We start from the raw sequence: 10,641 nt of genomic DNA on the forward strand, positions 1-10,641 counted from the left end.
CCATCACGGCGATGCCGCTCGTTCTGGTGCCCACCCTGGCCGTCCCGACGGCCTTCGCCCTCCACCTCACCGCCCTGCGCCGGCTGCGCGCCGACCGAGCGGCCTCCCGCCCCGCCCGCACGACCGCCCGACACACCAACCGGGCCCGGCACCTGTACCCGAACCCGCACCCGCACCGGATGGCGCACTGGGTTGAGAGTCGGTACGCGCACCGGCTGCGGCGGGGGCAGGCGGGGCGAACGGGGCGAACGGGGCACTCGGCCCCACCATCGTCCGGGGCGGCGAAGCAGCCGGCCCGGACGCGCCACACCCCGCTCCCCCGCGCCCAGCGCCGCGCCCTGACGCCCTGTGCTCACCATCCTCAGCGATCACGACTTCCCGGCCGGTGCCCACCAGCGCAGCTCCGCGCGGACAGGCGGCGCCCCGGACCCCTACGATGGCACTCACACGCGTTCAGGGCCGAGGAGTTGGGGAGTTGACGATGCCGGACGGCTTCGCGGAGATCGAGGAGAGCCAGCGCAAGCCGAGTATCGCGCGGGTCTACGACTACCTTCTGGACGGCAAGGACAACTACGCCGTCGACCGGCAGATCGGCGACCACTTCAAGGTCAACCTGCCCGGCTCGGTCGCCATCGCGCACACCAACCGCCAGGCACTGGTCCGCGCGGTGCGGGAGATCGCCGAATCCGGCATCCGGCAGTTCATCGACCTGGGCAGCGGACTGCCCACCGCGGACAACGTCCATCAGGTCGCCCAGCGCCACCAGCCCGGTTCGGCCGTGATCTACGTCGACTCGGACCCGATCGTGCTGAGCCACGGCCGGGCGCTCCTCGCCGAGAACTCCACCACCTCCGTGATCCAGGCGGACGTCCGCCGCCCCGAGGACATCCGCCGCCACCCGGAGACCCAGCGGCTCATCGACTTCCGGCAGCCGGTCGGGATCATCCTCAGCGCGATCCTCCACCACCTCAACGACGACGAGGACCCGATCGGGGTGGTGCGCTACTGGGCGGACCAGGTACCCAGCGGAAGCCACGTCTTCATCTCCCACTTCCGCTCCGGACACAACGAGGAGACCCGCGCCGCCCAGGGAAAACTCCTGGACACCTTCGGCCGCGGCCGCTGGCGCACGGACGAGGAGATCGGGGCTCTCTTCGGCGACCTGGAGCTGCTGGAGCCGGGGATCGTCCCGGCCGCGCTGTGGCGCCCGGACGCATCCGAACCCCATGAGTCGGCCCTGATCGGAGCCCCCGCAGGCGAGTTGGGGGTATGGGAACGGCTCATCGCCGCCGGTCTCGCCCGCAAGCCCTGACTCAGACAGCGAAGACCAGGCCAACGCCGCTACTTCCGGGGCTTCAGGCCCACCTTGGGCAGCTCCGGCGCAAGCAGCCGATCCCCGTCGTAGCCGTGCACCACACCGAAGCGGTCGCCCTCCATCCAGTCCCGGCGGGCTTGCAGGATCTCCTCGTTCGATCGGGCGACGAAGTTCCACCACATGACGATCTCCTCGCCGAACGGGGTTCCGCCGAGGAGGACGGCCCGGGCCGTCGCGCCCGAGGGGTTCACCACGGCGAGGCTCGCGCGGCCGGGGGCGGCGTAGCCCAACTCCCCCGGCTTCAACGGGGTTTCGGCGAGGACGACGGTGCCCTGGTCCACCAGCAGCCCGTGCTCGAAGGCCGGGTCCACCGCCAGCTCCACCGAGGCGCCCGGTTCGAGGGTGATCTCGGCGCCGAGCAGCGGGCTGAAGGCCCGCACCGGTGAGTGCGCACCGGCCAGCGAGCCGAGGAAGACCCGGAGTTCCGCGCCCTCCACCCGCACCGGCTCGGGTACGTAGTGCTGGAAGTCGCGCCCGGTCCGCCGGTGCTCCTCGGGCAGCGCGACCCAGAGCTGTACGCCGTGCAGCACGGTGGTCCGCTCGGTCGAGACCTCGGAGTGGGCGATGCCGTGGCCGCCGGTCATCAGGTTCAGCTCGCCCGGGCGCACGTAGGCGTGGTTGCCCATGCTGTCGCGGTGCTCGATCTCCCCGGTGAAGAGCCAGCTCACGGTCTGCAGCCCGGTGTGGGGGTGCGGCGCCACGTCCATTCCGCCCGTCGCGGCCACGTCGTCCGGTCCGTAGTGATCGGCGAAGCACCAGGCACCGATCAGCGATCGGCTCCGCTGCGGCAGAGTGCGGCGTACGGTCATCGCCCGCGGCCCGCCGAGGGGCACCTGGCGGGGCGTGAGGACCTCGATCCGCGGGGGCTCGGCGGGCGGAGTCGTTTCGCTTTCAATGACCATATGACGATCCTAGCCCCGCGGCCCAGGGCGCCTGGCGACGAACCACCGGCGCCGAACGGCGGGCTACCGGATCTCGTAGCTGCCGTCCAGCCGCGCCCGCCCGAGGAGGTGCCCGGCCATGGCCGCCGTCACCTGGCCGAGGGTGGCCCCGGCCGGGAGCTCGGAGGTCCGGTCGAGGGCGAAGAGCTGGAAGACGTAGGCGTGCGGCCCGTGTGAGCGGATCGGCAGCGGCCCCGCCCAGCCGCGGCGGCCGAGGCGCCCTTTCCGTGGCGGAGGCCCGGCACCGGGCTGGGCTCGGCGAGGGCGTTCTCCGGAAGCCCGGGCAGCGCGGAGTCGATGCCCAGGGTGAGCGCGTGGAGGGCCGGCTTGCCGAGCGGCACATCCGGGTCCTCCGCGATCAGCACCAGTTCTGCGGTGCCGGCCGGCGGCGTGGTCCACTCCAGCGCGGGCGAGATGTTCGGGCCGAACATCCTCCCCCGGTACTTCTCCGGGATCGGGGCCTGATGCTCGAAGGCCGGGCTGGTCAGCGTGAAGTTCTCCGGCGCCCGCAGTTCGGGGCGGGCCCACTGGAGGCTTTGCTGCCCGGCGCGCCGATTGCGCAGCAGGACGCCGAGGGGATTCGCGGGCATGCTTCAGCTCTCCCTGACAGAGGGGCTCATCGCTTAGGTACACGAAAGATCTTTTTAGGTATACTAATGAGCCATGGAGAACCACGCAACCGCCCCCCAGCCGGCCGGAGCCGACCTCGGCGCCCAGCTGCGCTCGGCCGTGGGCCGCCTCTACCGCCGCTTCCGCAGTGAGCGGCCCGCGGGCGGCCTGGGGGACGTGGCGCTGGAGGTGCTGACCCGCCTCCACAAGCACGGGCCGCAGAGCCTGACCGAGCTCAGCCGGCAGGACCGGGTCTCCCCCGCCTCCATGAGCCAGACCGTCAACCGCCTCACCTCGGCCGGCTATGCCCTGCGCGCCCCCGACCCGGACGACGGCCGCCGCGTGCTCTTCGCCGCCACCCCGGCCGGCGACGAACTCGCGGGCGCCGCCCGGGCCCAGCGCCACGCCTGGCTGGACGCACGGCTGAACGCCCTCAGCGCCGAGGACCGCGCGGTGCTGGCCCGGGCCGCGGCACTGCTCAGCGACATCGCCGACTCCTGACCGGCCGTGCCCCGCATCGAAGCACCGCCCACCCCCCACCACAGCCCGCCACCGCACCGAAACTCCCCACCGCCCTACCGAATGAGGAACCCCCCGTCCACAGGCAGTGCGACACCGGTGACGAAGGCCGCGTCGTCCGAGGCCAGGAAGGCCACCCCGGAGGCGATCTCCTCCGGCCTGGCCAGCCGCCCATCGGGATCGGCTTCGCCAGCTCGGCCTTCTCCGCCTCCACATCGCCCCCGGCGAGCAGCGCGTCCAGCAGCGGGGTGTCGCAGTCGGAGGGGCAGAGGGCGTTCACCCGGATCCCCTGCTTCGCGTACTGGACGGCCATCTGCCGGGTGAGGTTGAGCACTGCCCCTTCGACGCGTCGTAGGCGCACTCGTCCGGCAGCGCGGTGAAGCCGAAGACGGAGGCGATGTTGACGATCGAGCCGCCGCCCGCCCGCAGGATCTCCGGGACGCCGTGCTTGCCGATCAGATACATGCTCTTGACGTTGACGCCCATCACCCGGTCCCAGTCGTCCTCCGAGCAGGCGACGACGTCCCCCTCGGCGGCCAGGATCCCGGCCGCGTTGACGATGACGTGCAGGGCGCCTAGCGCCTCGACGGTCCTGGACACGGCGGCGGCCACCTGCCGCCCCGAGGACACGTCGCACTCCACCGCGACCGCGGTGCCGCCGGACGCCTCGATCCTCTTGGCGGTCTCCTCGGCGGCCGGGAGCCGGATGTCCACCGCCGCGACCCGGGCGCCCTCCTCGGCCAGGCGCAGCGCGCAGGCCTGCCCGATGCCCGAGCCGGCACCGGTCACGAAGGCGGTCTTCCCCGTCAGTCCTCGCATGTCGTCTCCCTCTGGTCCCTCTCGGTTGCGGGTTTCGCCGGGCCCTCGGCCAGGCCCGGTCCGAGCGTCCGTCCGCCGCCGGCGCCGCTCACCCGGCCGGGGTGGAGGCGTCGGCGGCCAATGCCGCCTCGGCGGGCGCCGGGGAGCGCCGCCCCGCCCGCCGGGCGGCGACGTAGTAGAAGGGGCAGGTGACGATCAGGCCGACGATCCAGGAGATGTCCGCGCCGTTCAGCATGTGCGCCACCGGCCCGGTGAACAGCGCGCTGGAGAAGAACGGCACCTGCACCACGATGCCGACCAGATAGGCGACGATGGCCGCCGCGTTGTACCGCCCGTAGACCCCGCCGTCGGCGCTGAAGAAGGACCGGACGTCGTACTCCCCGTGCCGGACCAGGTAGTAGTCCACCAGGTTGACGGCGGTCCACGGAGTCAGCACATAGAGCAGCAGCGCGATGAAGTTCTCGTAGAAGACCAGGAAGTTGTCCTTGCCGGCGATGGCCAGCAGCAGCGCCACGAGGAAGACGACGATCGCGATCACCGCCCGCGCGCCGGCGCGCGGCACCCAGCTGCGCCGCACGGTCTGCCCCACAGTGATCACGCACAGGACCCCGCAGTAGAGGTTCATCGCGTTGGTGTTGGCGATGCCGATCGAGAAGACGATCAGGATCAGTGTGCTGATCCCCGGGGTGAGCGCGGAGAGGCCGCCGACCGGGTCGTCCCCGCCGACGGCCGCACCGGTGAGCGCGCCGAGGAGCATCGGCAGCACCGAACCGAGGACGCAGCCGCCGTAGGTGGCCCAGAAGGCCGGCCGGCTGCCGGTGCCCTTGGGCATGTAGCGGGAGTAGTCCGAGACATAGGGCGCGTAGGCGATCTGCCACAGCGCCGAGGCCGAGACGGTGCCGAGGAGCCCGGTGGCGGTCAGCGCCCCGTGGCTGAGGGTGCCGGCGGGCAGGCCGTGCTCGAAGAGGATCCAGCAGAAGGCCAGCAGCAGCGCCAGGCCCGCGGCGATGGTCATGACCTTGCTGTAGGCGTGGATCAGCTTGTAGCCGAAGATCGTGGCCGCCACGCTCACCAGCCCCACGATGACGATCCCGCCGGCGACCGAGATCCCCGGCGCCACGATGTGCAGCGACTGCCCGCCGAGTACCAGGTTCGAGGCGAAGTAGCCGGTGTACATCACGATGACCAGCACGACCACCAGCAGGGCGCCCCGGACGCCGAACTGACCCCGCGTCTGGACCATCTGCGGGACGCCGAGTTGGGGCCCCTGCGCGGAGTGGAGGGCCATGAAGACCCCGCCGACGGCGTTGCCGACGACGATCCCGGCCAGTGCCCACCACAGCGGCAGTCCGTACACCGTGGTGGCCAGTGCCCCGGTGACCACGGTGAGCACCATGATGTTGGAGCCGAACCAGATGGTGAAGAGATCGCGGGCCCGGCCGTGCCGTTCGTCCTCCGGGATCTGGTCGATGGTCCGCACTTCGACGGTCGGTGCCGGTGGAGCGGTGTCCATGCCGGGCCCCTCTCTGCTACCACGCCAGGTGTGTTGGAAGAACACCCTGATCCAGCCACCACTAACAGTCAATCGCATAATATTGTGGATATAGATCGGAAAAATCGATGCCCTATCCGAAGAGGGGTTCCATGCCCGGCGACTCGGCCTTCACCCTGGTCCAGCTGCGCTACTTCGCGGCCGCCGCGGAGACCGGAAGCATGACCTCCGCGGCCCGGCGCCTCCTGGTGTCGCAGTCCGCCGTCTCCACCGCCGTGGCCCAGCTGGAGCGGGCGCTCGGCGTCCAGCTGCTGATCCGGCACCACGCCAAGGGCCTCTCGCTGACCGCCGCAGGCGCCCGCTTCCTCCAGGAGTCCAGGAACCTCCTGGCGCACGCCGACGAACTGGTGGAGACGGCCCAGGGCTGGGCGCCGCCCTCGCCGGCGAGCTCTCCGTCGGCTGCTTCCTCTCCCTCTCGCCGTTCGTACTGCCGCGGCTCTTCGCCGAGTTCACCGCCCGCCACCCCGGCGTGCGGCTGCAGGCGGTGGAGGGCGAGACCGAGGAACTGCAGGCCGCCCTGCTGGACGGGCGCTGCGAGATCGCCCTGATGTACCGCATGGACCTGGCCGATTCGCTGCTCACCGAGCAGATCGCGGAGGCCGCGCCGTACGCGCTGGTGCCGCCGGGCCATCGCCTCGCCGGGAGCAGGGGCGTGCGCATCGAGGAGCTCGCCGAGGACCCCTTCGTCCTCTACGACCTGCCGCACAGCCGGGAGTACTTCACCGAGCTGTTCGCGGCGGCCGGCCTCGCCATGCGGCCCGCGTACCGCAGCACCACCTTCGAGACCGTGCGCGCGCTGGTGGCCGCGGGCCAGGGGTACTCGATCCTCAACCAGCGCCCGGTCAGCGACACCACCTACGACGGCGGGCGGGCCGTGCCGGTGCCCCTGCTGGACCCGCTGCCCCACTGCCGGTGGTCCTCGCCCGCCCGCGCGGCGTCCGGCCGACCCGCAGGGCGCAGGCCTTCACCGAGCTCGCCCGCAGGCTGCTCGGGACCGCATCCAGCGCCTCTCACCTGCCTGTATCTGAAAAACTGGGCCATTAGGCCCGAAAGATGTGTTGGACAAGAGTCTCCGCTCGGCCCGACGATTCTGCCGTGCGGAGACACGGTCGACCTGTCACACCGGAAGCGTCTCCGCCGGATAGGAGATGGGGATGCCGAACGAAGAGACAGACGTGGTCGTGGTCGGGGCGGGCCAGGCGGGCATCGCGATGAGCGAGCACCTGACGGCCGCCGGCGTCCCGCACGTGGTCCTGGAGCGGCACCGGATCGCCGAGCGGTGGCGCTCGGAGCGCTGGGACTCCCTGGTCGCCAACGGGCCGGCCTGGCACGACCGCTTCCCGAACATGGAGTTCGCCGGCGTGGACCCGGACGCCTTCGCCACCAAGGAGCAGGTCGCGGAGTACTTCGCCGCGTACGCCGAGAAGTTCGGGGCGCCCGTCCGCACCGGGGTGGAGGTGACCTCGGCGCGGCGGCACGAGGGCCGCCCCGGCTTCCGGGTCGAGACCTCCGAGGGCGCCATCGACGCGCGGTTCGTGGTCGCCGCCACCGGCCCGTTCCAGCGGCCGGTCATCCCGCCCATCGTCCCCGAGGACGCCGGTCCCCTCCAGCTGCACTCCAGCGGATACCGCAATCCGGCCCAACTCCCGGACGGCGCCGTGCTGGTGGTCGGCGCCGGCTCCTCCGGCGTGCAGATCGCCGACGAGCTCCGCCGCTCCGGGCGCCGGGTGTTCCTCTCCGTCGGCGCCCACGACCGTCCGCCCCGCCGATACCGCGGACGGGACTTCTGCTGGTGGCTCGGCGTCCTCGGGCTCTGGGACATGGAGACGCCGCCGCAGGGCGCCGAACACGTCAGCATCGCGGTCAGCGGCGCCCGCGGCGGCCACACCGTGGACTTCCGCCGACTGGCCGAGGACGGCGTCGAGTTGCTCGGGATGACCGCCTCCCACCGGGACGGCGTCCTCGGCTTCGCCTGCGACCTCGCGGCCAACATCCGGGCCGGCGACGAGAAGTACCTCGCGGTGCTCCGGCAGGCCGACGCGTATGTCCGGCGCAACGGCCTCGACCTCCCCGAGGAGCCGGAGGCGCACCGCCTCGGCCCGCTGCCGGAGTCGGCCACCGCGCCCCGCCTCGAACTCGACCTCGCCGAGGCCGGCGTCTCCACGATCGTCTGGGCCACCGGCTACTCCGCCGACTACGGCTGGCTGGAGGCCGACACCTTCGACGAGCGAGGCCGCCCGGTGCACAAGCGCGGTATCGCCGCTGAAGAGGGCGTCTACTTCCTCGGCCTCCCCTGGCTCTCCCGTCGCGGATCGAGCTTCATCTGGGGCGTCTGGCACGATGCCCGGCACATCGCCGACCACATCGCCACCCGGCGTTCCTACCTCGCCTTCGACGGCGCCGACCGGACCGCCCCGGCGCCGGCCGACGACGCACAGCACTGACCCCATCCACGAGGAGAGCGGACCATGAGCACAGACCCGATCACCGCCGGCGGCCACACCAGGATCAGGCCGTTCAACACCCGGGACACCTACCCGGAACAGAACCTCGACAACGACCTGTGCCAGGCCGTGGTCGCCGGGAACACGGTCTACGTCCGGGGCCAGATCGGGCAGAACCTGGACACCAGTGAGTCGGTCGGCATCGGCGACCCGGAGGCCCAGGCCGAGCAGGCGATGGCCAATATCGCCATGCTGCTGGAAGAGGCCGGCGCCAGGATGGAGCACCTGGTCAAGCTGACCGTCTACCTGGTCGACCCGCGCTACCGCGAGGCCGTCTACCGCACCGTCGGCCGCTGGACCAAGGGCGTCCACCCGATCTCGACCGGGCTGGTGGTCTCCGCCCTGGCCCGGCCGGAGTGGCTGTGCGAGATCGACGCGGTCGCGGTCATCCCCGGGGAGGCCCGATGACCCTCTCGCTGATCGCCCGGGACGGGGACCGGTTCGGCATCGCCGCCGGCTCCTCCAGCCCCGCCGTCCTGGCCCGGGTGGCGCACCTGCGCCCCGGGGTCGGCGTCGCCTCCTCGCAGAACATCACCGATCCCCGGCTGGGCACCCGGCTGCTGGACCGGCTCGCCGCCCACGGCGACGCCGAGCGGGCGCTCTCCGAGGTCGCCTCGTCCGCGCAGGACATCGAGTACCGGCAGCTCACCGTGCTCGGCCGGACCGGCCCCGGCTTCGCCTTCAGCGGCGCCCGGACCCTGGGCACCCATGCGACCGCGACCGGCGAGGGCGTGGTCGGCGCCGGCAACCTCTTGGCCGGTCCGCACATCCCCCAGGTGCTGGTGGACGCCTACGCCGCCACGGCCGGCCGGGAGTTGGAGGAGCGTCTCCTCCACGCCCTGCGGGCCGGCGTGGCGGCCGGGGGCGAGGAGGGCCCGGTGCGCTCGGCCGGCCTTGCGGTGGTCGCCGACGTGGACTGGCGGGTCAGCGACCTGCGGGTGGACTGGGCCGACGACCCGGTCGACCGCCTCGCGGAGCTGCTGGAGGTCTGGCTGCCGCAGCGCGACGACTACGTCCGCCGCGGCCTCGACCCGGCGGGCTCACCCTCCTACGGCGTACCGGGGGACCTGTGATGCCCGGCTCCATGGACGGCGCGCGGACCGGGGCGCTGGACGGACGGAAGGCGGCCGCCCGTGCGCGGGTCGAGCGGCACGCGGAGGAGCTGATCGCACTGTCCGAGCGGCTGCACGCCGACCCGGAGACCGCCTGGGAGGAGCACCGGGCCGCGGCCGCGGTCCCCGAACTCCTCGACCGGGCGGGCTTCGCGGTGACCCCGCGCTACCTCGGCCTGGACACGGCCTTCCATGCGCGCTTCGGCCAGGGCCCCGTCCGCATCGCGCTGTGCGCCGAGTACGACGCGCTGCCGGGCCTCGGGCACGCCTGCGGGCACGACCTGATCGCGGCAAGCGCGGTCGGCGCCGCCCTCGGCCTGGCCGCCGTCGCCGACGAGGCCGGGATCACCGTGGAGGTCTACGGCACCCCCGCGGAGGAGGGCGGCGGCGGCAAGATCGAGATGCTCGACCGCGGCGCCTTCACCGGGGCCGACCTGGCCATGATGGTCCACCCGGCGCCGGTGGACGTCGCCGAGGCCCGGCCGTTCGCGGTGAGCCACTCGCGGATCTCCTACACCGGCAGGTCCGCGCACGCCGCCGCCTACCCGGAGGCCGGCGTCAACGCCGCCGACGCGTTCACCGTGGCGCAGGTCGCGATCGGCCTGCTCCGCCAGCAACTGCCGCCCACCACCCGCGTCCACGGCATCGTCACCCACGCGGGCGACGCCCGAACGCCATCCCGGAGCGGGCCGAGGGCCGCTGGTACGTCCGCGCGGAGACGCTGGCCGAGCTGGAGCGGCTGGAACCACGGGTACTGCGCGCCTTCGAGGCCGGCGCCCTGGCCACCGGCTGCGAGCTGGACGTCGAACCGGAGAGCAAGCCGTACGCGGAGTTCCGGGCCGACGAGACCGCCCTCGCGGACTACCGGGCGAACGCCGTCGCCCTCGGCCGGCGGTTCGCCCCGGCGGAGACCGCCGCGCGGATGAACCGCGCCTCGACGGACATGGGCAACGTCTCGCAGGTGGTGCCCGCCATCCACCCGTACATCGGTATCGGCTCCCTGCCGGCCACCAACCACCAGCGCGAGTTCGCCGCCTTCTGCGTCGGCCAGGCGGCCCGGCGGGCGCTGCTGGACGGGGCGGTGGCCCTGGCCTGGACGGCGGTGGACCGGGCGGCGCGGGGGCCGTCGGCGAAGCCCTGAACCGAACACCCACCGACCGGGGCATGTCACATTTCCCGCTGCTGTGATGTCCTCCCTGGGCAAGGTCAG

General features: G+C 72.6%; 11 protein-coding genes and 3 pseudogenes. 9 read left to right on the forward strand and 5 right to left on the reverse strand.

The window, feature by feature from the left end; genetic code table 11:
• Positions 1 to 481: 481 nt before the first annotated feature.
• On the forward strand, positions 482 to 1,312 hold the full coding sequence (locus BS73_RS00035; RefSeq protein ID WP_037568337.1) for an SAM-dependent methyltransferase: 831 nt from the start codon (positions 482 to 484) through the stop codon (positions 1,310 to 1,312).
• Positions 1,313 to 1,341: 29 nt separating this feature from the next.
• Here the strand turns inward: BS73_RS00035 and BS73_RS00040 are convergent, their stop codons facing one another.
• A complete protein-coding gene (locus BS73_RS00040; RefSeq protein ID WP_051938921.1) occupies positions 1,342 to 2,277 on the reverse strand; it encodes a pirin family protein in 936 nt (311 codons plus the stop codon).
• Between the two features lie 63 nt (positions 2,278 to 2,340).
• A pseudogene (locus tag BS73_RS38555) lies at positions 2,341 to 2,906 on the reverse strand (YbhB/YbcL family Raf kinase inhibitor-like protein).
• A gap of 73 nt (positions 2,907 to 2,979) precedes the next feature.
• Here BS73_RS38555 and BS73_RS00050 point away from each other — a divergent pair.
• The gene (locus BS73_RS00050; protein ID WP_037568338.1) at positions 2,980 to 3,426 is read left to right on the forward strand and encodes a MarR family winged helix-turn-helix transcriptional regulator; all 447 of its coding nucleotides are present in this window, start codon (positions 2,980 to 2,982) and stop codon (positions 3,424 to 3,426) included.
• 74 nt (positions 3,427 to 3,500) lie between these two features.
• On the opposite strand, the gene BS73_RS40825 is transcribed toward BS73_RS00050, so the two are convergent.
• From BS73_RS40825 to BS73_RS00060, 3 genes and pseudogenes are all read right to left on the reverse strand, one after another.
• Complete coding sequence (locus BS73_RS40825; RefSeq protein ID WP_200886601.1) at positions 3,501 to 3,713, reverse strand: SDR family oxidoreductase; 213 nt, start codon at positions 3,711 to 3,713, stop codon at positions 3,501 to 3,503.
• Positions 3,704 to 4,263, reverse strand: a pseudogene (locus BS73_RS00055) (SDR family NAD(P)-dependent oxidoreductase); the annotation flags it as partial. The gene BS73_RS40825 and the pseudogene BS73_RS00055, both read right to left, overlap by 10 nt.
• An 88-nt stretch (positions 4,264 to 4,351) precedes the next feature.
• Entirely contained in the window at positions 4,352 to 5,776 is a 1,425-nt protein-coding gene (locus BS73_RS00060; protein ID WP_037568339.1) for a purine-cytosine permease family protein, read from the reverse strand.
• A 200-nt stretch (positions 5,777 to 5,976) separates the two neighbouring features.
• Here BS73_RS00060 and BS73_RS40830 point away from each other — a divergent pair, with 200 nt between their 5' ends.
• The 7 genes and pseudogenes from BS73_RS40830 (at position 5,977) to BS73_RS40590 (ending at position 10,572) form a co-directional block, all read left to right on the forward strand.
• A complete protein-coding gene (locus BS73_RS40830; RefSeq protein ID WP_407674944.1) occupies positions 5,977 to 6,363 on the forward strand; it encodes a LysR family transcriptional regulator in 387 nt (128 codons plus the stop codon).
• A pseudogene (locus BS73_RS40835) lies at positions 6,252 to 6,659 on the forward strand (LysR substrate-binding domain-containing protein); the annotation flags it as partial. The gene BS73_RS40830 and the pseudogene BS73_RS40835, both read left to right, overlap by 112 nt.
• Before the next feature lie 310 nt (positions 6,660 to 6,969).
• Positions 6,970 to 8,259, forward strand: a complete 1,290-nt coding sequence (locus tag BS73_RS00070) for a flavin-containing monooxygenase (protein ID WP_037568341.1) — start codon at positions 6,970 to 6,972, stop codon at positions 8,257 to 8,259.
• 24 nt (positions 8,260 to 8,283) lie between these two features.
• Complete coding sequence (locus BS73_RS00075; RefSeq protein WP_037568342.1) at positions 8,284 to 8,727, forward strand: RidA family protein; 444 nt, start codon at positions 8,284 to 8,286, stop codon at positions 8,725 to 8,727.
• On the forward strand, positions 8,724 to 9,392 hold the full coding sequence (locus BS73_RS00080; protein WP_037568343.1) for a DUF1028 domain-containing protein: 669 nt from the start codon (positions 8,724 to 8,726) through the stop codon (positions 9,390 to 9,392). Before BS73_RS00075 ends, BS73_RS00080 begins: the two co-directional genes overlap by 4 nt.
• Positions 9,392 to 10,357 (forward strand): M20/M25/M40 family metallo-hydrolase, encoded by a 966-nt coding sequence (locus tag BS73_RS00085; RefSeq protein ID WP_322987227.1) that lies wholly within the window; start codon positions 9,392 to 9,394, stop codon positions 10,355 to 10,357. Before BS73_RS00080 ends, BS73_RS00085 begins: the two co-directional genes overlap by 1 nt.
• Positions 10,354 to 10,572 carry a hypothetical protein gene (locus tag BS73_RS40590; RefSeq protein WP_322987228.1) on the forward strand — a complete coding sequence of 73 codons (219 nt, stop codon included), beginning with the start codon at positions 10,354 to 10,356 and terminating at the stop codon, positions 10,570 to 10,572. Before BS73_RS00085 ends, BS73_RS40590 begins: the two co-directional genes overlap by 4 nt.
• Positions 10,573 to 10,641: the final 69 nt, after the last annotated feature.

This window comes from Phaeacidiphilus oryzae TH49, from assembly GCF_000744815.1.
Classification (GTDB): domain Bacteria; phylum Actinomycetota; class Actinomycetes; order Streptomycetales; family Streptomycetaceae; genus Phaeacidiphilus; species Phaeacidiphilus oryzae.

Bases quoted from the DNA above. Each gene is read 5' to 3' on its own strand.
- BS73_RS00035 (WP_037568337.1), top strand. From the start codon at position 482: ATGCCGGACGGCTTCGCGGAGATCGAGGAGAGCCAGCGCAAGCCGAGT.
- BS73_RS40830 (WP_407674944.1), top strand. From the start codon at position 5,977: ATGACCTCCGCGGCCCGGCGCCTCCTGGTGTCGCAGTCCGCCGTCTCC.
- BS73_RS00075 (WP_037568342.1), top strand. From the start codon at position 8,284: ATGAGCACAGACCCGATCACCGCCGGCGGCCACACCAGGATCAGGCCG.
- BS73_RS00080 (WP_037568343.1), top strand. From the start codon at position 8,724: ATGACCCTCTCGCTGATCGCCCGGGACGGGGACCGGTTCGGCATCGCC.
- BS73_RS40590 (WP_322987228.1), top strand. From the start codon at position 10,354: ATGAACCGCGCCTCGACGGACATGGGCAACGTCTCGCAGGTGGTGCCC.
- BS73_RS00085 (WP_322987227.1), top strand. From the start codon at position 9,392: ATGCCCGGCTCCATGGACGGCGCGCGGACCGGGGCGCTGGACGGACGG.
- BS73_RS00060 (WP_037568339.1), bottom strand. From the start codon at position 5,776: ATGGACACCGCTCCACCGGCACCGACCGTCGAAGTGCGGACCATCGAC.
- BS73_RS00050 (WP_037568338.1), top strand. From the start codon at position 2,980: ATGGAGAACCACGCAACCGCCCCCCAGCCGGCCGGAGCCGACCTCGGC.
- BS73_RS00070 (WP_037568341.1), top strand. From the start codon at position 6,970: ATGCCGAACGAAGAGACAGACGTGGTCGTGGTCGGGGCGGGCCAGGCG.
- BS73_RS00040 (WP_051938921.1), bottom strand. From the start codon at position 2,277: ATGGTCATTGAAAGCGAAACGACTCCGCCCGCCGAGCCCCCGCGGATC.